Genomic DNA, 21,090 nt, shown 5'->3' with positions numbered 1-21,090 from the left:
GGTCTGCCGGTGCAGGCGGACCGCCTCCGCATGTTCGCCCATCCCGTCCAGGGCGAGAGCGAGGCTGTCACGGCTGGCCAGGGTGTGCGGATGCATGACTCCCAGCACACGAACGCGGTCATCAAGAACCTCTTGCAGTAGCCGTTCCGCTTCCGCATGCTCGCCCTGCCTGGCCAGTGCGCTGGCGAGGTTGTGGCGGCTGAGCAAGGTGAGGTGGTGTTCAGGGCCCAGCACCCGGATGCGGTCGTCAACGGTCTGCCGGTGCAGGCGGACCGCCTCCGCATGTTCGCCCATCCCGTCCAGGGCGAGAGCGAGGCTGTCACGGCTGGCCAGGGTGTGCGGATGCATCACTCCCAGCACACGGGCACGGTCGGCGAGGGTCTGCCGCAGCAAAGACACCGCTTCTGCATGCTGCCCCGTCCCGTCTAGGGCACAGGCGAGGTCATGACGGCTGATCAGAGTGTCAGGGTGCGCGGGGCCCAGGACACGGCTACGGTCCTCCAGGGTCTGCCGGAGCAGCAGTATCGCCTCAACTGGCTCGCCCATTCCGAACAAGGCGTTGGCCAGGTGGTTGCGGCTGGTCAAGGTGTCGGGGTGCTGGGGGCCCAGGGTGCGGCTCTCGAAGTCGAGGAGGCGTTCGTGGAGCAGACGGGCTGCACTGAAGGCGCCGGCGAGCTCCAGTACTTGCGCGAGCGTGCCGAGAGCGGTGCGGTGATGTGTGGCGAAGCAAGGGTCCGGGAGGTCGAGCAGCACTGGCAGGTGAGGGGCGAGGAGTACGGCGGCAGGCCAACCGGCGCGCCCCTGCTCGTCTACCTCGTGCACGGCCGCGGTCAACCGCTCGGCAAGGGCTCGGTGCCACGTGGTGAGATGGGATGCCCCGGCCGCTAAAGCGACGGCATTGATCTCTCGGATCAAAGGGTGCAGCACCACCTGCGCCGGGCCGCTGATGCCCGATGCCTGCTCGGCGTTGCCGGGAGAGTAAGGAAGGTCAAGCAGGCCATACCGGTGCAGACCGGCAACCGCAGCCTCCAACGCCGGGACGGTGACGTCGTCTCCGGTTACGGCAGACAGCAGGTCCGGGGTGATGAGGGACAGCGGGACGGGAGCTTCGGCCAGCACGGCTAGTAGTCGCAACACGGGGCGGGCCAAAGTGTTGCCTTCCCGGGCGAGCTGGTCCAGGGACACCTCCCAGGTGTGCCGCACCACAGTGCGGGCGACTCGCGGATGAGAGGCGTCCGGGTGTTCGGCTCCCAGCAGGAGGGGCAGTTCATGCTCCAAGGCCTGGCGGTAGGTGGTGAAGGTGCGGTAACGGCTGGTCGGCCCGGCCAGGTAAGCACCGGCCGCGTGCAGCGCCAGCGGAAGCCCGCCCAGCCGCATGGCCAGGTCCCGAGCCTGCTCGGCCGTGCCAGCTGCGGGAGCAGCGTCGACCAGGATCTGGCCTGCAGGCTGTGCGGGCAGCGGCTTCAAGGGCACTAGCCGGGCACGCGGTCCCCATGTCTGCGGGCTGCAATCTCGGCTAGTCATCACCAGCAGGCCTCGGCCGTGTGGGCGGATCCAACCGCGGTAATCGGCCAACGGTTCCCCTGCCGGTCCGATCTTCTGCGGCTCGTCGGCGTTGTCCAACACCAGCAGCCACCGCCGGGCCCGGCCCAGCTGCCGCCACACTACATCGGGCAGACTCGCCCGCCCGGCCCGCGCGGACTCCAACTCTGCCTCGGGCAGCCCACAAGCCAGTGCCGTCTGCACCATCTGCTGCGCCAGCTCGGCGGAATCGCGCCAGCGCACCCAAAACACTCTCCAGCCTGCCGCGTTGGCCTGCGAGGCGAACTGCGCGGCTACCGTTGTTTTGCCCATTCCGCCAGCCGCGCACAACACCGCGAACCGTCCTCGTGGCCGCCGCAGCATGTCGGCCAGCTCGGCCAGCTCGGTTTCGCGTCCGCGCACGCGCTCCACATGTGGGGGACGCAAGGAATCCTGCTGGCCCCTGACCGGTCGGCCCACCGGCCCCAGCCGCGCTGGCGGTCTTGCTGCAACATCCAGCCGTCGGGTCCACAACATCAGCCCGATGCTGGCCACCACCAGCACGGCGAACAGCGGCCAGATCACCCACGCGTGAGCCGCCCATCCTGGCGCGGCGGCACTGGCGTAGTTGGTCACCAGCCCCAGCCCCGCCGCCACGACTGCAGCAGTCCCCGTCACGGCCGACCCAGCCCACGCACCCTGCCTACGCCGCATCGTCGCCCCCCCCGGTCCACCGTCATCAGCATGCCCAAACCGAGACCAACTGTGCAGGACGTTGAAAGACTGGTGGTCAAGTGGGTGAGGCGCCCCTCTCTCACGACCGGCACACCCGTTTCGAAAGAGCCGGCGATCAGGTAGCCCCGGTGCCGGGCGGTATCGAACTTGCTGGGTACGTAGCCGCGTACCGGGCTGGGCACTTTCACGCGAACGCCGACAGTTGCTCTACAGCTTGCCTCAGCCGGTCAGCGGCCGGCCCCGTGGTCAAGGGGTCTGACCTGCTTGGTCGAGGGGTTCCACGGCGGGCTCCGCACCGGCCGACAACTTCGATGGGAGACCCCTGCGGGCAGCACCGGCCCGGTTCCGCCGGGTCCCGGCACTCCGCTCACGCCGGGGCAGCACCGCCGCCAGGATCGCGGCCTGGCGCTCGCCGAAGCTCACCCTCTCGCACGCGCCCGTCACACGCGCATCGTGGCCCAGCCCGGAACACACGGCCGAGCACAGACCCTCACACCACCCAGCCCGCCGGCGCGGACGCCGTCATGAGAACGTTCAGCAAGATCCTCACCGAGGACCACACGGTCGAGGACGGCCGAGCCCGGCTCCTGGACAAGCGCGCCGAACAACAGACCACATCCCAACGCCGTGCAGCCGGCACCCGGCCACGGCCCCTCACTCCGGTCCCGACGCCGACACCCGCCGGCTCCCCCCACCGCGCCTCTTCATGACCTGGATACGGCGGCGGACGCACTGCTGGCCGGCGGTGTGACGGGGAACGCCTCCTCGACGGCGCCCTCACCAGCGTGACCGGCACCAGGGGCTTCACCAGCATCGACTTCCCCTCCGCCGACGTCAGCGCCACCCCGGTGTGGATCGAGGTCGACCTCGGCGCCGACCGGGCCATCGGCTCCGTCACCCTCCACCCCCGCACGGACACCGGCGCTGCCGGCGGCGGCACCGCGGGCTTCCCCGTCGACTTCACCGTCCAGACCCGCCCCGACGGATCAACCGCCTACACCACCGCCCGCACCGTCACCGCCGCGCCCAACCCCAACGGAGCCGCACAGACCTACACCCTCACTTCCGCCACCGGCCGCTACGTGCGCCTGACGGTCTCGAAGCTCGGCAAGCCCGCCTCGGACGAGGCCACCAAGTACCGCCTCCAGCTCACCGAGATCCGTATCAGGTAGCAGGCCATCCCGAGCCGGGCGGCGGTGCTGGTCCTTCCCCACGACCTCACCGCCGCGGCCCCCGGAGAGAGCGACGACTGGAACTGGGGCATCCCCGTGCTGCCGACCGGCCGGCTCGACCTGGCCCACCCCTGGCTCGGCTTCACCCTGTACGAGGCCGACCGTCCTCCAGCGGAAACGCACACGGTCTGACATTTGTCCCAGCCCTGGGTGAACGAGCCGCCACCCGCCAGGAGCCGAACGCGACGTCGGCTCCGGCCCTCTCGCCGGCGTTCATCAGCCCCGGTCCACGCCCACGGCGGTGGCAGTGACCAAGGTCGGCTCCTCCTATCTGCTGGTTCGGCGAGTGCCACTGCACCATTGGCACCGACCAGGAGTGGCTCCGGCAGGACAAGGGCACCGGAACGCGCGATTCGCCGGAGCCACGGCCTGGAGTGGCCGGGGCCCCGGCGGGGTCACCGCGTCAGCGGATCACGACAGCGGCGGGTAGGCGTTCTGCATCAGCTGCTGGAACTGGGCGGAGAACCAGTGCCCGGCCAGCGGAGCGTTCGGCAGTGCGCCCGTCGGGTTGTTGCCATTGCGTGCGTTGCCGCCGTACGTCGGGTCGCACATCCGGTCGAAGCCCTTGCCCTCGTCGTTGGGGACAGCGGAGCTGGCCCCGTCCGACTCGCCCGGCGGCTTGACCCAGACGTAGGCGTCGATTCCGGCGGCCGGAGCCGCCGTCGGCCGCTGGCCGAGGCCTGCGCCGCTCTGGTTGCACCAGTTCCCTGCGTGGATGCGCCGGTCGATGCGGCTGCCGTTGACGTAGTCGTCGACGGAGGTCTGCGGTCCGGGGCCGGTGGGCCGGGCGGAGCCGCCCCAGCCGTTGCGGGAGGTGTCGATCAGCATGCCGATGCCGGAGTCGAAGCCGGCCGCGACGAGCTTGTCGCGCATCGCCTGGGCGAAGGACTGCTCGTCCACGTACTGGTTCCAGTCCACCCACTTCGACTGCCGCACGGTCTGCCCGTTGACGGTGTCGGTGACCTTGAAGTTCGGCTCCTTGACGGGGCTGTAGTTGGCGGTGTTGACGATGAAGCCGGCGACGTCGTGCACGCTTGCGCCGTTGGTCGTGGCGACCTTGGCGAACTCCTGGACGGCCGGGCCGAGGTTGGAGTCCCAGCCGAGCCAGCCGTGGTGGCCGGCGTCGATGTAGTTGTAGACGTTCGGGATGGCGCCGAGCTTGTCCAGGGCGTACGAGACGCCCTTCTCGTAGTTGCCGTTGCTCTTCATGGTGACGCAGGCGTCGGTGGTGGTGGGAGTGCCGCCGGCGTTGGTGACCAGGTTGGGCAGCGAGTCGGGTTCGATGACGGTGGCGATCCGCAGGCCCGCGTACTTCGGGTCGGAGATGATCGAGGCGATGGGGTCGATGTACTGGGACTTGTACTTGTCGAGGTCGTTCGGTCCGAGTTCGCCGTTGGAGGCGAGGGCGGCGCAGTCGCGGCCGGGCAGGTCGTAGATGACCAGCTGGACGACCAAGTCGCCGGAGCCCTTCTGCTTCAGTGCCTCGTCGAGGTGGGCGCGCAGGCCCATGCCGCCGTTCACGCCGTTGATCGCGGCGATCCGGTCCAGCCAGACGGCGGTGGGTTGGTTGGCGATGCGGCTGCCGCCCGGTTCGGCGGCTGCCTTGGCGGACCACTCCGGGTTCACGTAGACCTTGGCGCCGGAGTACGGGTTGCCCGCCTGGGGCCCGGTCGGCCCGGGGTCCGTCGGGCCCGGGTCGGTCGGGCCCGGGTCGGTCGGGCCGCTGCTGACGTTGCAGGTCACGCCGTCGAGGGTGAAGGCGCCCGGGATGGCGTTGGCGCCGCTGTAGGAGCCGTTGAAGCCGAAGCTGACCGAGCCGCCGTTCGGGAGGGCGCCGTTGTAGCTCTCGTTGGCGGCGGTGACGTCGGCGCCGTTCTGGCTGATCTTCGCGTTCCAGCCGTTGGTGATCTTCTGGTTTCCGGCGTACGACCACTTCACCGACCAACCGGACCTGGCGGCCGCGTTGTTGGTGACGGTCACGGCGGCGGTGAAGCCGGTGTCCCACTGGCTCTGGATCTTGTAGTCGACGGTGCAGGGGATGGCCGAGGTGGCGGCGCCGGCCTGGCCGACGACGAGCGCCGTCCCCGACAGCCCGGCGACCAGCGTCAGGGCGGCGAGCAGCGATGTCCTGGTGTGACTCATGAGTGCGGGTTTCCTTCTTCCTGTGGGGCGTTACGGGTTGAGGGCGCGCAGATGGTCACGCAGCCCGACGCCGTACGCGGTGGGTGTGCCGTCGTAGGCGGAGATCAGCAGGTCCAGCCGAGGTCGGACAGGTCCTGATCGTCGAACCACTTCATGACCTGGTCGGCGAAGGAGCGCGAGCAGGTGTTCTCGCCGATCTCCCCGGCGGCCAGCGGCACCCGGACGGCGACCGGGGCGCGAGTGGAGTTCCAGCAGCCGACGCTCACAGGTCCTGCATGCCGGCGACCTGGCAGGAGATCCCCGGGCCGCAACGGTCATGGCCCCGACAAGGGCAGACGTGCTGGCGACGGCTAAAAGTACTGAACGCGGGGGTGAAGCATGAGCGCCTCCTTGCAGCTTGACGTGCCGTGACGGACGCGTCGACTGATTGGAACCGCTCCCACTGGTGCGGACGAACGTAGCGCCAACCGGACTGGTTTCCTAGGGGTGTTGCGAAACATTTCGGTTCGACGTGCCGCTTTGGCCTTTCAACTCCTCAACGTCTTGACCGCGCCCACCTCCGCCCCCACGATGGGAGCGCTCCCACCGGTTTCAAGTCTTGGCCTCTCTCCACGAGTCCCGTGATCAAGGAGGAACCAGCACATGGATCCCGGACGTAAGCGCAGAGCCGTACGGCGGATGTGGACCGCCGTGGCGGCTACGTTCGCCCTGCCTCTGTCGATGCTCGCCGTAGGCGCACCCACCGCGCAGGCGGCGGGCGTTCAGTGCAGCGTCGACTACAAGACCAACGACTGGGGCTCCGGCTTCACCGCCGACCTGACCATCACCAACCGCGGTACCGCGGCGATCGACGGCTGGACGCTGACGTACAGCTACGCGGGCAACCAGCAGCTGAGCAACGGCTGGAACGGGGCCTGGTCCCAGTCCGGCCAGGCGATCACGGTGAAGGACGCCGGGTACAACGGCAAGATCGTCGCGGGCGCCGCCGTGTCGGCCGGCGCGCAGTTCAGCTACAGCGGCGCCAACACCGCCCCCACCAGCTTCGCGATCAACGGCACCACCTGCACGGGCACGCACCAGCCGCCGATCACCGTGCTGACCAGTCCGAAAGCGGGCACGGTGTACACCCAGGGCGACGCGGTCCCGCTCACGGCGACCGCGGCGGCGGCCGACAACGCGACGATCAGCAAGGTGGAGTTCTACGACGACACCACGCTGCTGGGCACGGACACGACGGCGCCGTACTCGCTCTCGGCCTCAAGCTTGACCGTGGGCAGTCATTCGCTGGTGGCTAAGGCCTACGACAGCCTGGGGGCGTCCGCGGAGTCCACGCCGGTCGGCATCACGGTCGCCTCGGGTCCCGCCGTGGTGGCCTCGACGAACCAGCTGGCGGTGCAGCAGGGCAAGACGGGCGCCTACGAGGTGAAGCTGTCCACCCAGCCGTCGTCGAACGTCACCGTCGCCACGACCCGGGTGAGCGGCAATTCGGGGCTGTCGGTGACCGGCGGCGCCTCGCTCACCTTCACGCCGTCGAACTGGAACACGCCGCAGAAGGTGACTGTCACCGCCGAAGGCTCCGGCACCGGCGCGGCGATCTTCGAGTCCACGGCCACCGGGCTCGCGAAGGCGTCGGTCACCGTCACCCAGATCTCGGCGACCAAGGCGTACGACGCCCGGTTCCTGGACCTCTACGGGAAGATCACCAACCCGGCGAACGGCTACTTCTCCCCCGAGGGCGTCCCGTACCACTCGGTCGAGACACTGATCGTCGAGGCACCGGACCACGGTCATGAGACCACGTCGGAGGCGTACAGCTACCTGCTGTGGCTGCAGGCGATGTACGGCAAGGTCACAGGCGACTGGTCCAAGTTCAACGGGGCCTGGACGATCATGGAGAAGTACATGATCCCCGCCCACGCCGACCAGCCGACCAACTCCTTCTACAACCCGTCCAAGCCCGCCACCTACGCGCCGGAAGCGGACACGCCGAACGAGTACCCGACCAAGCTGGACCAGTCCGTGCCCGTGGGGTCGGACCCGCTCGCCGGCGAGCTGAAGTCGACGTACAACACCGACGACGTCTACGGCATGCACTGGCTGGAGGACGTCGACAACGTCTACGGCTACGGCGACACCCCCGGCGGGACCTGCGAGGGCGGGCCGACCGCCAAGGGACCGTCGTACATCAACACCTTCCAGCGCGGCGCGCAGGAGTCGGTGTGGGAGACGATCCCGCAGCCGACCTGCGACGCCTTCAAGTACGGCGGGAAGAACGGCTACCTGGACCTGTTCACCGGCGACTCCAGCTACGCCAAGCAGTGGAAGTACACCGACGCCCCGGACGCCGACGCGCGTGCCGTGCAGGCCGCGTACTGGGCCGATGTGTGGGCCAAGCAGCAGGGCAAGGGCGGCGACGTCTCCGCGACCGTGGGCAAGGCCGCGAAGATGGGCGACTACCTGCGCTACGCCATGTACGACAAGTACTTCAAGAAGATCGGCAACTGCGTCGGCCCGGCCGCCTGCCCGGCCGGCGCCGGCAAGGACGCCTCGCACTACCTGCTGTCCTGGTACTACGCCTGGGGCGGCTCGAACGACACGAGCGGGGGCTGGGCCTGGCGCATCGGCTCCAGCTACGCCCACAGCGGCTACCAGAACCCGCTGGCCGCCTACGCGCTCAGTTCCTACGCCGACCTGAAGCCCAAGTCGGCCACCGGGGCGGCGGACTGGAACAAGTCCCTGGACCGGCAGCTGGAGTTCTACCGGTGGCTGCAGTCGTCCGAGGGCGCCATCGCGGGCGGCGCCACCAACAGCTGGGCCGGCCGTTACGCGACCCCGCCGGCGGGCAAGTCGACCTTCTACGGCATGTACTACGACCAGCAGCCCGTCTACCACGACCCGCCGTCCAACCAGTGGTTCGGCTTCCAGGCGTGGTCGATGGAGCGGGTCGCCGAGCTCTACCAGCAGACGGGCAACGCCCAGGCGAAAGCGGTCCTCGACAAGTGGGTGAAGTGGGCGCTGTCCAAGACCACGATCAACCCGGACGGCACCTACCGGATCCCCTCCACCCTCCAGTGGTCGGGCCAGCCCGACACCTGGAACGCCTCCAGCCCCGGCGCCAACAGCGGACTCCACGTCACCGTCGCCGACTACACCGACGACGTCGGCGTGGCCGCCGCGTACGCCAAGACCCTGACCTACTACGCCGCCAAGTCCGGAGACACGACGGCGAAGTCCACGGCCAAAGCGCTGCTGGACGGCATGTGGAACAACTACCAGGACAGCCTGGGCATCGCCGTCCCTGAAACCCGCACCGACTACAGCAGGTTTAACGACAACGTCTACGTCCCCAGCGGCTGGACCGGCACGATGCCCAACGGCGACGCCATCAACTCCACGTCCACCTTCCTCTCGCTGAGGTCCTTCTACAAGAACGACCCGGCCTGGTCGAAGATCGAGGCCTACCTGAAGGGCGGGGCCGCACCCGTCTTCACCTACCACCGGTTCTGGGCCCAGGCGGACATCGCCCTGGCCATGGGCTCGTACGCGGAGCTACTCGAATAGCCCACGCTCACGCTCCGCGTACGCGACCCCGTCACAAGGAGACGGGGTCACCCGGCCGGGCGGCCCCAGCCGCACAAGGGACCGCCCGGCCGTCCCGCCACCCTGGGGCGTGTCGGTCACCTCGGCTGGGAGCGCTCCCGGCTCCCACGCTCCATGGACCACCGCGAACGGACCAGTCAGCCCTGCCTGCCGTGCCACAACCGTCGAGGCCCGCAGGCCAGGTGCAGCACCCTGTGGCTCAACCAGCGGTGACGGGTGCGGCGAGCTCCGCGAGGAGGGAGATGAAACGCTGTCCTGATCCATGCGGCCAGGTCGCTCGTCGGCGCCCGTGCCCCTGGCAAAGCCATGTGCTCGGCGCCTCCGTCCCCGTAAGATCGGTGATCTCGTGGGGGGAGGTGGTCATGGGCAGACGGCGCCCGGGGACGCCGACGCTGGAGGAGGTGGCCGCCCGTGCCGGGGTGGGCCGGGGCACGGTCTCCCGCGTCATCAACAACGCGGCAGGTGTGAAAGCGTCGACGCGCCGGACCGTGCAGCGGGTCATCGAGGAACTGGGGTACGTGCCCAACCTCGCGGCCCGGTCCCTGGCCGGGCGACGGGCCGACGCGGTCGCCCTGGTCATGACGGAACCGGACTGGCGGCAGTTCGCGGAGCCCTTCTTCTCCGAGATCGTCAGCTCGCTCGGGGACGCGCTGTCCGACACCGGAATGCAGCTGATGCTGACCCTGGTCCGCTCGGACGCCGAGCGGCAGCGCTTCCTCGAGTACGCGCGCGGCGGCCGGGTCGACGGTGTTCTGCTGATGTCCGTGCACGCCGGCGATCCACTGCCGGACATGCTTGCCGAGGCCAGGTTGCCGACCGTGCTGCTGGGGCGCCGCTCCGGCGACGAGTACGTCAGTTACGTAGACGTGGACAACGTCGGCGGAGCCCGCAGCGCCGTCTCCCACCTGTTGCAACGAGGTCGCAGAGCGATCGCCACCATCACCGGGCCGGCCGACATGTACGTGACGCAGTGCCGGCTGCGCGGCTACCAGGAGGCGTTGGCGCAGGCGGACCTGGAAGGCGAGCAGACCCTCGTCGCCGAGGGCGACTTCACGACGGAGAGCGGACGCCGCGCGATGGCCGAGCTCCTCCGACGGCATCCGGAGATCGACGGCGTCCTCGCCGCGTCGGACACCACGGCTGCGGGAGCTCTGGAGACGCTGCACGCGGCTGGGCGTCGGGTGCCCGAGGACGTCGCCGTGATCGGTTTCGACGACTTCCCGTTGGCCCAGCGGACCACACCGCGGTTGACCACGGTGCGTCAGCCGATCGAGGCGATGGGGCGGGCCATGGTCCGGCTGCTCCTGGAGGAGATGGAGGAGGGCGCCGTCGCCTGGCGTCACGTCATCCTGCGCACAGAGCTGATGGTGCGCGACTCCACCTGACCGTGGCTGGGCGAGATACCCGGGGAGCTCTTCACGCCGGGCACGCTGTGCTGCACGAACCGTTGCCGACCTGCGGCTCCCAAATCGGTTCGCCCCGCTTACGCCGGGAACCTTGTCATGAACCTGAACCATTCTCTAGTGTCCGTGCCGAAACCGAGTGGTGGGAGCGCTCCCAATACTTGGCGACGGAAGCACTCCCGTACAGCCCATCCCCCCATCCCTCCCCCAGAGGATCCGCATGCGACCTTCACGACACCACGCCCGCAGCGCGCGGGGCATGCTCGGCGCGCTGCTCACCTCACTCGTCTCTCTCGCCGCGCTTCTGACCACCGCGTCGGGGGCACAGGCCGACACCACGATCTGCGAACAGTTCGGGTCGACGACCATCCAGGGCCGCTACGTCGTCCAGAACAACCGCTGGGGCACCAGCGCGGCGCAGTGCATCGCCGTCACCGACTCCGGGTTCAGGATCAGTCAGGCCGACGGATCCGTCCCCACGAACGGCGCTCCGAAGTCGTACCCGTCCGTCTTCAACGGCTGCCACTACACCAACTGCTCGCCCGGCACCAATCTCCCCGCTCAGCTCAGCACCATCTCCAGCGCGCCCACGAGCACCTCGTACAGCTATGTGAACGACGCGGTGTACGACGCCGCGTACGACATCTGGCTCGACCCCACCCCCCGCACCGACGGCGTGAACCGAACCGAGATCATGATCTGGTTCAACAAGGTCGGATCCGTCCAACCCGTGGGCTCGCCGGTCGGCACCGCCAGCGTGGCCGGGCGCGAGTGGCAGGTGTGGTCCGGCAACAACGGCTCCAATGACGTGCTGTCGTTCGTCGCACCGTCGGCGATCAGCAGCTGGGCCTTCGACGTGATGGACTTCGCCCGGCAGGCCGTCTCCCGCGGACTGGCACAGAGCAACTGGTACCTGACCAGTGTTCAGGCGGGCTTCGAACCCTGGCAGAACGGCACGGGCCTCGCCCTGACCTCGTTCTCCTCGACCGTCAACAAGGGCTCCTCCGGCGACCCGGGCGGCCCCGGAGGACCCGCGGCCTGCAAGGTGGCGTACACCACGAACGTCTGGCAGGGCGGCTTCACCGCCGACGTCACCGTCACCAACACCAGTTCCTCCCCGGTGCATGGCTGGAAACTGGCGTTCGCCCTGCCCACCGGACAGCAGATCACCAGTGCCTGGAGCGCGAACGTCTCTCCCTCGTCGGGAGCCGTCACGGCGAGCAACGTCGGCTACAACGAGCAGATCGCCGCCGGCGGCCAGGCGTCCTTCGGGTTCCAGGGCACCTACGGCGGCGCCTTCGCGAAACCCTCTGGCTTCACCCTGAACGGCACCGCCTGCACCACCGCTTGACCTGCGCCCCCGTACGCCGGGGCCCGCCCGCTTCCTCCACACGGACAGGCGGGCCCCGGCCCCCCGCCGTGAGGTGGGCGACGTCATAGCGATCGCATCCATCCCTTCTCCGGGCAAGAGCCACGCAAGGCCGCGCGGCAGCGGAGGCGCAGACGCAGACGCAGACGCAGACGCAGACGGCAGCTGGGAAAGCATGACGGACATGTGCAGAGAGGCGGCGCGACCACGGCGGCCTCGTCGGCCTGCCGGACCACGTTTTCGCGCGTGAACGGAATCAACGGCACGCCGGCCGTCCTCGCGGGCGCCGTCTACACGTTCGCCTGCGTCCGGAGCGGCAAGGCGCTGGACGACGCCAACACCACCAATGAGGGCAGCCCGATCATCCAGTGGAACCTCCGACACCGGGGCCCCGCAGGTCTGGAACGCGACCACGGTCGGCTGAGCACCCGTCACCATTGCTGAGGGAGCCGGTCAGGGCCGGGGAGACGGCCCTGACCGGCTCCGTCAGTGCGCGGTGTGGGGTGGCCCCAGACTGGGTGCCTCCGCAGCCGCTTGCGGTTGCAGAAGGTCTCGATGAAGGTGAGGATCTCAGCGCGGGCAGTGGTCCGGTCGGGCCAGCGGGGGGTGCCGGTCTCCGCTTTCAGCAGCGCGAAGAAGCTCTCGGCGGCGGCATTGTCGTAGCACGAGCCGGTTCGTCCCATGCTCTGCCGCAGCCCCGACCGGCTTATTTCCCGGCGGAGTTCGTCAGCGGTGTACTCCGCTCCGCGGTCCGAGTGCACGATGCAGCCGGCTGGAGGTCGCTGCGGCCGGCGGCCAACGTCAGTGCGTCGACCACCAGGGATGCGCGGTGGTGGTCGGCCATCGAGTAGCCGACGATCTCGCGGGTCGCCAGGTCCAGCCAGGTCGCCAGATACAGCCAGCCCTCGTCGGTGGGGATGCAGGTGATGCACCGACCAGTCTCTGCCCCGGGGCGTCGGCCGTGAAGTCGCGGCCGATCAGGTCGTGAGCGGCCACCGCCTTCTTCGCCGGACGGGTCAGCGACCGGCGCTTGCGCCGGGTGACCCCGGCGCTGTCGCGCTCACGCATGACCCGCTCCACTCGCTTGCGGTTGACCCGCCACTCCAGCCTGCGCAGTTCGGCATGGACGCGCGGCACCCCGTAGGTGCACCGGGAGGCGGTGTGCAAGACGGTGATCTCGTGGGCCAGGGCGTCGTCGGCGGCCCGGCGGCCCGGCGGGCGGCGCGGGCCTGCTGGCCGGCCATCCAGGCGTAGAAGGAGGACCGGGCCACCTTCAGCAGCCGGCACAACAGAGCGACCGGGTGGGCGGTCTTCTCCGCCTCGATGAACGCGTACACGTCGTTCATCGATCGCTCTCCTTCGCGAAGAAGACCGCCGCTTTACGCAGCACCTCGATCGTCTCGGCCTGCTCACGGTTCTGCCGCCGCAGCCGACGCAGTTCCTCCCGCTCCGCGCTGGTGAGCTCGCCCGGCGCCCCCTGTCCGCGGTCGATCGTGTCCTGTTTGACCCAGTTCCGCAGGCCCTCGGCGCTGACCCCGATCTCCCGGGCCACCTCGGTGACGGTCCTGCCGGAGGAGCGGACCAGCGCGACCGCGTCGCGCTCGAACTCCTCCGAGTACCGCCTGCTGCGGTCGCTCTTGCTTCCCACCTGGCACTACTTCCTCTGGAACCTCACGTCCCAGTCTCCAGGTGTCCAAAATCAAGGGGAAGCTTCAGGGACACCGCTGCCCCTGAGCCGGGGTCAGTGGTGATGCTTGTCGACTGCCCGGAAGCTGCCGACAAGCGCGAACGGCACCACGGCTCCATCGAGAACCACTGTTCCGGGGATTGCGTTGCTGGAGTCTCCGGGCCCGATAGTCGCAATTGCAGCACCGTTGTCGCACGTAATCCCGGTGAAGAATTCCACCCTGTTGTCAGTTTCGTTCCGGACGTTGAAGCTGGTCGCCGGACTGCTGATTACAGCGATGCACTCACCCCCCTCGACCGAATACGTTCGCTCGTTGACATAGACCCGTCCGCGGTCGTCCGAACGGTCGCCGTACCTCGTCTGCCCGTTCCCTCCCGTCTGGCCGTCGCCGTACCTCGTCTGCCCGCTGCCTCCCGTCTGGCCGTAGCCGCCCGTCTGGCCGTTTCCTCCCACATCTGCTCCTTGAGGCAAGGAGGCAGCAGCCTCTTGCACCGACGGGGCGGACGCGGAATTTGAAGCCGACGCGTAGTCCACGGTGGTTACAGCCGCGACAGTGACGCCCACCGACAATGCGATCCCGACCACGGTACGCGTTCGCATTCCACTTCTCCCTCTCGCAGGCATTTCGCTTCTCCATCTCTCAGGGATGCCAGCCGACCCGGCCGCCTACGAATGAACCTACTCACGCCGAATTCTGTCGCCACTTCAGAGATGCATGAGGGACCCCAGAAAGGGGCCGATCGGGCGTTCACGAGACCGTACGGAACATGTGACGATTCGTCACAAAACAAAATAGGAAGCGACTTGACTCAAGGCTGGGCCACAAGGGGGACACCACTGAGACCCCGTCACACCTCTGCGCGCGTGTCGGGCATTGACAATGCTCCGCGCGACGACGAGGACGCCACTCTCGCACATCTGACCTGGTCAGCGCCTTACAGCAGGAAGCCTAGCGGGCGCACACGCTCGCCAGGGGACAGACTTGCCGAAGCCCGCCGCACAAGGACCGGAACGCGGCCGGTTCAGACACGCCCACCCCACCCGCAGCAAGGGAAGGCCAGCGGCCAGGGCACCCCAGCTGGCCGGGCCGGCGACAAGACAAAGCCGTGAGCCACGACGCCGACCTCTACGGAGGGAAACACCGTCGAGCGGCTGATCAACAAGCTCAAGGCCGCGGCGTCGCCCCCCGATACGACACGAAGCCACTCTCAACTGCCAGGCCTGTGAGCCAAACTCATTCTGAAACGATCAGTAGGCCTTTGGCCTCGAAGTTTCGTGACGGTCCGCCGACGGAGTTGGTGGGCCGTTTTCGTGCCGTGGTCTGAGGGAAGCACGTCACCTTGGCCCCGCAGCGGTACACGTACCTGCCGCTGACCTTGCGGGACAACATCACCTTCGGGCAGGGCGACAGCAGTGACGCCGCTGTCCTGGCGGCTTGTGCGGCGTCCGGTGCCGCCGACATGCTGCCCGCTCTCCGGTCCGGCCTCGACACGCTGTTGACCTCCGAGTGGTTCGGCGGCCGGCCGCTGTCCGGCGGGCAGTGCCGGCGCGTCGTGCTCACCCGGGCCTTCCACCGCGACGCGGCCTTGCTGGTGATGGACGAGCCCACGGCCGCCCTCGACGCCCGAGCTGAGCACCACGTCTTCACCGGGCTGCGGGAGCCGGCCAAGGACCGGGCCATCCTCCTGATCACGCACCGGCTCGCCAACGTCGCCGCAGCCGACCGGATCGTCGTCCTCGACCAGGGACGCCTGGTGCAGGAAGGAACCTACGCGCAGCTCACCCGGGGGCCGGGCCTGTTCCGGTCCCTGTGGGAACTTCAGCAGCGCACCGGCGCTGGCCAGGCGGCGACACAAGGAACTCCTTCGCGGGCGGGCTGCACGGCCGTGCGGACTGGACGTCACGCGGTCATGACCACCACGTCCACCGCGGCCGCGACCTACCGGGAGCCGCTCTGGTCCCAGGGCCGCCGCTACCGGCAACTCGACGACACCGAAAACCGGCTGCTCGAGAAGTGTCTCGGCTCCGGCGGGGACCGCCCGGCCCTCGACATCGGCTGCGGCGACGGCTCGCTGGCCCGGCGCCTCGCCGGCCTCGGCTACCGCACGACCGGCATCGACTGCTCCCCCAGCGCCATCGCGCTCGCCGCCGCCCAGGACGCGGGGCTCGGCCACGAGCCGGCGTGGCGGTGCATGGACTTCACCACAGACGACCTCCGTGCCCTGCCCGAGCCGGCGTACGCGGTTGTCACCTGCCGCCTGGTCTACCGGTGGATCGACGACAAGGCCGCCTTCCTCGACCGCGTCCGCCGCCTCCTTGCCCCGGGCGGGGCCTTCTGGGTGGTCACCGAGATCTCCGGGCGCCGCCCCGCTGCCGACCCTTTGCAGGGCCTCGGCATCACTCCCGCCCAGGCGGAAATCCTCACCGCGGGCTGGACCGCGGTCTGGACTGCCGACCTCGACGTTCTGCGCTGCTACACCCTGCGCCCCTGATCCCCGCCCCCGGCTACCGGATGCAGAACTCGGTGACCAACGAATCGGACACCGTCAGCGGGGGTGAGGCAGGCCTCAAGGACGGCTCGCTGTTGGGGCGGCAGGTGGTCGCCGAGGGGGACTTTGCGGGGGCTGTGCTCGCCCTCGCAGAGCCAGCTCCGTTCGGGAGTGGGCGCCCGTCCACGACGGGCGAAGAGGAGTACCAGTGCCGTGCCATCGTCGGGCCGGGATTCTCTCCGAGCCCAGTCAGAACTGTTCGAAGACCCCAGCCCTCACGACCGCTTGGCTTGACGGCACAGCAACGTGAGGTGTCTGTTCTGACCGGCGGCCTTCCACAGGGGGACGTCGCGCGGTTGGCGTCGCCCCGGAGCCACACCCGTCAGGAGACTCTTCACCATGAACGTCCCGCACCTGCCTTCGCTGCTGGGGGCGTTCGCGCGCCCGGACGACGAGAGCCTCCTGGCCGGCGGCGTACTCGCCCAGCACCACGCCGCCGGCGCCCGTACCGCCGTCGTCACCGCAACCTGGGCGCCGGACAGTCGCCGCACGCCCGAACTCACAGACGCGCAGTCTCCGCGCCGACGCAGAACTGCTCCATGAGGTGACTTCCAGCAGCCCGTGCAGTCGTCGCAGCGTCTGGCATGCGGCTGTGGCCGCTACTTCGTCCGCAGCATGAGGGCGTGTCGGGTGTTGTCCCCGTAGACGCCGGTCTCGTCTCCATGTATGCCGTATGCATTCTGGAATCGGGCCACTGCCTGACGGACCTCCGTGTCGTAACGGCCGTTGATGGCGCCGCCGTCATAGATGTGAGGGACCTGGAGCAGACGTACCTGCAACTCGTAAACACCGTGGCCAATGTCGCCTGGGCGCAGCAACCCGGTGCCCGGGATCTCGGGAAGCGAGGCGTTGCCGGGAGCCGGCCGGTTCGGTTGCCCGGTCGGTGGGGACGGGGCTGCAGGTGCCGGATTCTCCGGCAATGGCCGGTCCGGCTGCTCCAAGGACGCAGGCGGCTTCGCCGGTGCGGAGCCGCCGTTGCTGAGCAGGGAAGAGGCAAGGACCAATCCGCTCACGGCGCCCAGCCCGAATACTCCGGCGAGCCGGCTGTGTCGCCGGTCGGTGAAGCGGCGATGTCCTTGGCCTCCCCTGGGCTCAGGGGGGCGGGCCGGTTCTGGCCGCAGCGGCGTCTGGGAGGGCGGGACGACGAAGCGGTCCGGCTGCGCGGCCTGCGATTGGTGGGGGGAGTCCTGAGTCGAGTCGGTCCATCGGCGCGCACGATCCTGCAGAGCGACTGGGGGCAGCGGGAAAGCTGCCGACGGTTCGGCCGGCGCCGGGCCCCCGCCGCGCGCAGTGGGTGGCTGTCCTGCCTCCCGTGGCGCGTCGGCCCCTGGGGGCGTGACCGCCTCCTGCCGCACACCGCGTGACCACAGCGGCTCGACCACGGCGTTCCCGGCGCCTGGCCGGTCCCGAGCGGGTTGGGGCGGGTCGGCAGACGGTGGGAGGCCTTCCGGACGGACCGGAACCAGCTCGGGCCGGGATCCCGGGCCCTGCGTCCCCGGCTGCGTTGGTGGCAGGGACGGGGCGGGATGGGCAGCGCTGCCGTATCCGGCTGTTGCACTGGGGTGGTCCAAGGACGGTAACGGGCTTCCGAACCCTTGGGGCTCCTCCATCGCGTAGAGATCGGCGCGAGCGGCATCCAGGGCGTTCAGAACTGCCTGAAATGAATCTTGGATCTCTTGCGCGGGCTCGCGCCCCCAGTTGAGGGCCCGTGGCGGTTCGGCCTCGTCGAATCCCATCGGTAGTCCTCCTCGACCAACCAGCTCCGGGGTGGGGCGCCACCACGGCCCGCGTAGCGCTCCGTGGAATGCGTGCCGGCCACTCCAGTGATCTGCTGAACTGGCCTGTCAGCGCGGGAGATCGGGTCGATGTCGTCAGTTGGTGAGCCGGACCGCAGACGTGTGCCTACGGTTTCCTTGTCAAGCGATACGCACTCGGCGCGGCGTTGTCTCAATCCTTTGGCGGGCGATAGCCGCATCTGTCGGCTTCGAGGCGTCCGAGCCGCCAGGACCTGGGCCGGCTTACTGGTCGTTTCAGAATGAGTTGAGTCGCGGGTCTTGTGCTCGCCGATCCTGGTCGGCAGGGTGTCCGGAGTGCGTGCTGATCTTGTTCCTGACGACCTGTGGGAACGGGTGGCCCCCTCGTGCCGGCCGCTCCCGAGCGTCGCCATCGCTACCCCGGGGGCGGTTGCGCATTCCCGACCGAGTGGCACTCGCTGGTGTGATATATGTGCTGCGGACCGGTGTCGCATGGCGTGACCGTCCCCACGGACGCGGTGGGATGCTCCGGGGTGACGGCCTGGTGCCGGCTGCAGGACTGGACCGAGGCGGGTGTATGGCCGCGCCTGCACGCGGCCCTGCTGACCGAGCTGCGCCGTGCCGGCCTGTTGGACCTGGATGACTGCTCCGTAGACGGGTCGACGTCCGGGCACTCAAAGGGGGGACCACATCGGCCCCTCACCCGTCGACCGCGCCCGCCCCGGCTCCAAGCACCACCTGATCGTCGACGCCACGGAACCCCGCTTGCCGTCACGCTCACCGGCGGCAACCGGCACGACATCACCCAGTTCCTGCCGCTGCTGGACGCCGTCCCGCCGATTCGGGGACTGCGGGGCCGCCCCCACCACAGGCCCCGGCGCCTGTATGCCGACCGGGGCTACGACTTCGACAGGTACCGCCGCCTGCTGTGGAGGCGCGGCGTCAAGCCGTTGATCGCACGACGCGGCGTCGCCCACGGTTCCGGGCGGGGCAAGGTGCGCCGGGTGGTCGAGCGTGCCTTCGCCTGGCTGCACCAGTTCCAACGGCTCCGCACCCGATACGAACGACGCGCCGATCTCCACCAGGCCTGCTCGAACTGGCCTGCAGCCTCATATGCCTGCGCCGCCTACGTGCCTCATCCTGAAGTGATCAGTTGGCTGTCCGTGCTGATTCCGGCGGCACCGGAACTCCCGAATGTCGAGATCAGCACGCGCTCGCTGGTCCCGAACGCACCGGCATCCGGCCTCGGCACTCCGGAAATGAGCGGGTGTTTCACGTACGGCGGGCATTGAGAACGGCCAGCGCGGCTGCGGCGCAGATGGCCATGGTGGTGGCCATGGCGACTGCGGTGACCTGGCCGGGCAGGCTCATGGCGGAGGCGGCGAGGCCGCCGACGAGGAATTGCAGCAGTCCTTGAAGGGAGGAGGCGGCTCCGGCGGCGGAGCCGTGGCCGCTCAGTGCCAGGGATGTGGCGTTGGCCAGCACGATGCCGAGCATGGACACCACCAGGAAAAGGCAGGTCAGCAGCAGCGGTAGCGGGAGGCCTAGCACGGCGCAGGTCAGGACGCCGGCGGAGCCGAGGGTTGCCACGGTCAGACTGACGCGCAGCAGGGTGTGCTCGTCGGCGGCGCGGCCGACGAGCCAGCCGCTGACCTGCCCGAGCAGCACGATGCCCAGACCGTTGAGGCCGAAGACGAGGCTGAACTGCTGGGCCGTGAGCCCGTAGGCGTCTTGCAGGACGAACGACGATCCGGAGATGTAAGCGAAAACGGCGGCGAACATCAGTGCCGCGACGAGCACGTACCGCAGGTAATGGAGGTCGGTGGCCAGCGTCCGGAAGGTCCGCAGCGTCGCGCGCAGGTGGGCCGGCGCCCGCTTGGCGTCCGGCAGCGACTCGGGCAGCGCGAAGACGACCGCAAGCAGCAGGACGGCGCCGACGGCGGCGAGCACCAGGAACACCGCGCGCCAGGTGGTGAGCGTCAGCAGTTGGCCGCCGATGACGGGCGCCACGACCGGGGCGACGCCGTTGACGACCATGAGGGTGGAGAAGAACCGGGTCATGGCGGTGCCGGAGAACAGGTCCCGCACGATGGCCCGCGCCAGGACCGTGCCCGCGGCCGCACCCAGCGACTGCAGTATCCGGCCGGCGATCAGGTAGCCGACGGTGGGCGCCAGCGCGCACCACAGCGACCCCGCCAGGTACAGCGCGATACCGGCAAGCAGCGGGCGGCGCCGGCCGCATGAGTCCGACAGTGGACCGACGATCACTTGGAAGAGGGCCAGGCCGATGACGAACGCCGTGAGGGTCGTCTGAACCAGCGGCGCGCTGGTGTGCAACTGGTGGGCCATGCTCGGCATGGCGGGTAGGTACATGTCGATCGTGAGCGCACCGAAGGCGCTCAGCGAGCCGAGCAGCAGGGCCAGCCGCGCCCGGCGCCCCAGGTTCACCGGCTTCGGGACGTCGCTGCTCTCCGCCGTGGCGACCGTCTGCCGATCTTGCGCATCCCCATTAGTTATGGACATATAATTATGGTGACATAATTCAGTAGAGTGGTGCCATGCCCCGCGACACAGAAGACGCCGTCGGCACGGACGCCGGTGGCCCGCTCGCCGACCTCGCCGACCTCGCCGACCTGATCCTCAACGTCGGCCGGCTGGTGCGTGCCCGGACTCCGGAAGGCCCGCAGGTGGTGACGCTGACCGAAACCGAGCGGCAGGTGATGCGGGTCGTCGACCTGTACCCCGGGGCCGCGCCGAGCGAGATCGCCCGCCGCACCCGGCTGCAGCGCACCAACGTCAGCACGGCGCTGCGCAGCCTCGAGGGCAAGGGGATGGTTTCCCGCGCCGCCACCGACGGCCGCGGCATCGCCGTGCGCCCGACCGAGCGCGCGGCGGCCAACCTCCGGGTGCTGCGCGCCGCCTGGGCACAGGAGCTCGCCGTTATCCTGGGCGACGACCTCGACACGGTCCGGAAATGCACCCACCTGCTCAGCCACCTGGAACAGCGGCTCACCGCCGACGACCAAGGCGGTCCATGACCACACGAGACACACTGGGTCCTCGAGCGGGCCTGGCCTGGCTCCACCGGTTCAGACGAC

The 21,090-nt window shown here is 69.2% G+C and carries 17 protein-coding genes and 3 pseudogenes; 11 read left to right on the top strand and 9 right to left on the bottom strand.

Annotation, left to right across the window (positions count from 1 at the left end; translation table 11 throughout):
• Positions 1–2,157, bottom strand: a 2,157-nt coding sequence (locus ACIOC0_RS06090; protein WP_402152871.1) for a tetratricopeptide repeat protein, incomplete at its 3' end; no start/stop codon positions are given.
• Between the two features lie 884 nt (positions 2,158–3,041).
• Between ACIOC0_RS06090 and ACIOC0_RS06085 the strand changes: the two genes are divergently transcribed.
• On the top strand, positions 3,042–3,428 hold the full coding sequence (locus ACIOC0_RS06085) for a discoidin domain-containing protein (RefSeq protein ID WP_402152869.1): 387 nt from the start codon (positions 3,042–3,044) through the stop codon (positions 3,426–3,428).
• A gap of 24 nt (positions 3,429–3,452) precedes the next feature.
• Positions 3,453–3,620: a hypothetical protein gene (locus tag ACIOC0_RS06080; protein ID WP_402152867.1), complete on the top strand. Its 168-nt coding sequence runs from the start codon at positions 3,453–3,455 to the stop codon at positions 3,618–3,620.
• A gap of 279 nt (positions 3,621–3,899) precedes the next feature.
• Here ACIOC0_RS06080 and ACIOC0_RS06075 read toward each other — a convergent pair whose 3' ends face one another.
• The gene (locus ACIOC0_RS06075; protein ID WP_402152865.1) at positions 3,900–5,630 is read right to left on the bottom strand and encodes a glycoside hydrolase family 6 protein; all 1,731 of its coding nucleotides are present in this window, start codon (positions 5,628–5,630) and stop codon (positions 3,900–3,902) included.
• A 30-nt stretch (positions 5,631–5,660) separates the two neighbouring features.
• Positions 5,661–5,884: pseudogene (locus tag ACIOC0_RS06070) on the bottom strand (cellulose-binding protein); the annotation flags it as partial.
• Positions 5,885–6,272: 388 nt separating this feature from the next.
• On the opposite strand from ACIOC0_RS06070, the gene ACIOC0_RS06065 reads away from it, so the two are divergent.
• From ACIOC0_RS06065 to ACIOC0_RS06050, 4 genes are all read left to right on the top strand, one after another.
• Positions 6,273–9,191: a glycoside hydrolase family 48 protein gene (locus ACIOC0_RS06065; RefSeq protein WP_402152863.1), complete on the top strand. Its 2,919-nt coding sequence runs from the start codon at positions 6,273–6,275 to the stop codon at positions 9,189–9,191.
• 401 nt (positions 9,192–9,592) lie between these two features.
• Entirely contained in the window at positions 9,593–10,615 is a 1,023-nt protein-coding gene (locus ACIOC0_RS06060) for a LacI family DNA-binding transcriptional regulator (protein WP_402152861.1), read from the top strand.
• Between the two features lie 238 nt (positions 10,616–10,853).
• A complete protein-coding gene (locus tag ACIOC0_RS06055) occupies positions 10,854–11,984 on the top strand; it encodes a cellulose binding domain-containing protein (protein ID WP_402152859.1) in 1,131 nt (376 codons plus the stop codon).
• Positions 11,985–12,248: 264 nt separating this feature from the next.
• On the top strand, positions 12,249–12,446 hold the full coding sequence (locus ACIOC0_RS06050) for a hypothetical protein (RefSeq protein WP_402152857.1): 198 nt from the start codon (positions 12,249–12,251) through the stop codon (positions 12,444–12,446).
• Between the two features lie 262 nt (positions 12,447–12,708).
• Here ACIOC0_RS06050 and ACIOC0_RS06045 read toward each other — a convergent pair whose 3' ends face one another.
• From ACIOC0_RS06045 to ACIOC0_RS06030, 4 genes and pseudogenes are all read right to left on the bottom strand, one after another.
• Positions 12,709–12,921 (bottom strand): DDE-type integrase/transposase/recombinase, encoded by a 213-nt coding sequence (locus ACIOC0_RS06045; protein ID WP_402153248.1) that lies wholly within the window; start codon positions 12,919–12,921, stop codon positions 12,709–12,711.
• 119 nt (positions 12,922–13,040) lie between these two features.
• Positions 13,041–13,289, bottom strand: a pseudogene (locus ACIOC0_RS06040) (IS3 family transposase); the annotation flags it as partial.
• Between the two features lie 55 nt (positions 13,290–13,344).
• Positions 13,345–13,650, bottom strand: a complete 306-nt coding sequence (locus ACIOC0_RS06035) for a transposase (protein ID WP_402152855.1) — start codon at positions 13,648–13,650, stop codon at positions 13,345–13,347.
• Between the two features lie 93 nt (positions 13,651–13,743).
• Complete coding sequence (locus ACIOC0_RS06030) at positions 13,744–14,289, bottom strand: hypothetical protein (protein ID WP_402152853.1); 546 nt, start codon at positions 14,287–14,289, stop codon at positions 13,744–13,746.
• A gap of 731 nt (positions 14,290–15,020) precedes the next feature.
• Between ACIOC0_RS06030 and ACIOC0_RS06025 the strand changes: the two are divergent.
• The 3 genes and pseudogenes from ACIOC0_RS06025 to ACIOC0_RS06015 all read left to right on the top strand — a co-directional run.
• Positions 15,021–15,536: pseudogene (locus tag ACIOC0_RS06025) on the top strand (ATP-binding cassette domain-containing protein); the annotation flags it as partial.
• A gap of 63 nt (positions 15,537–15,599) precedes the next feature.
• Positions 15,600–16,181, top strand: a complete 582-nt coding sequence (locus ACIOC0_RS06020) for a class I SAM-dependent methyltransferase (RefSeq protein WP_402153246.1) — start codon at positions 15,600–15,602, stop codon at positions 16,179–16,181.
• 396 nt (positions 16,182–16,577) lie between these two features.
• Positions 16,578–16,781 (top strand): hypothetical protein, encoded by a 204-nt coding sequence (locus ACIOC0_RS06015; protein ID WP_402153272.1) that lies wholly within the window; start codon positions 16,578–16,580, stop codon positions 16,779–16,781.
• Positions 16,782–16,837: 56 nt separating this feature from the next.
• On the opposite strand, the gene ACIOC0_RS06010 is transcribed toward ACIOC0_RS06015, so the two are convergent.
• Entirely contained in the window at positions 16,838–17,848 is a 1,011-nt protein-coding gene (locus ACIOC0_RS06010) for a peptidoglycan-binding protein (RefSeq protein WP_402153244.1), read from the bottom strand.
• A gap of 677 nt (positions 17,849–18,525) precedes the next feature.
• Here ACIOC0_RS06010 and ACIOC0_RS06005 point away from each other — a divergent pair.
• Positions 18,526–19,284, top strand: coding sequence for an IS5 family transposase (locus ACIOC0_RS06005; RefSeq protein WP_402152851.1), 759 nt, complete (start codon positions 18,526–18,528; stop codon positions 19,282–19,284).
• Here ACIOC0_RS06005 and ACIOC0_RS06000 read toward each other — a convergent pair.
• The gene (locus ACIOC0_RS06000; RefSeq protein ID WP_402152849.1) at positions 19,265–20,515 is read right to left on the bottom strand and encodes a multidrug effflux MFS transporter; all 1,251 of its coding nucleotides are present in this window, start codon (positions 20,513–20,515) and stop codon (positions 19,265–19,267) included. The genes ACIOC0_RS06005 and ACIOC0_RS06000 overlap by 20 nt on opposite strands.
• A 35-nt stretch (positions 20,516–20,550) precedes the next feature.
• Between ACIOC0_RS06000 and ACIOC0_RS05995 the strand changes: the two genes are divergently transcribed.
• A complete protein-coding gene (locus tag ACIOC0_RS05995; RefSeq protein ID WP_402152847.1) occupies positions 20,551–21,030 on the top strand; it encodes a MarR family winged helix-turn-helix transcriptional regulator in 480 nt (159 codons plus the stop codon).
• The last annotated feature ends 60 nt before the right edge of the window (positions 21,031–21,090 follow it).

The sequence above is a fragment of the Streptomyces sp. NPDC088254 genome (assembly GCF_044740925.1).
In the GTDB taxonomy this organism is placed as follows: Bacteria; Actinomycetota; Actinomycetes; order Streptomycetales; family Streptomycetaceae; genus Streptomyces.
The sequence above is the reverse complement of the archived record's forward strand: the minus strand, read 5'-3'. Positions and strand labels throughout refer to the sequence as shown.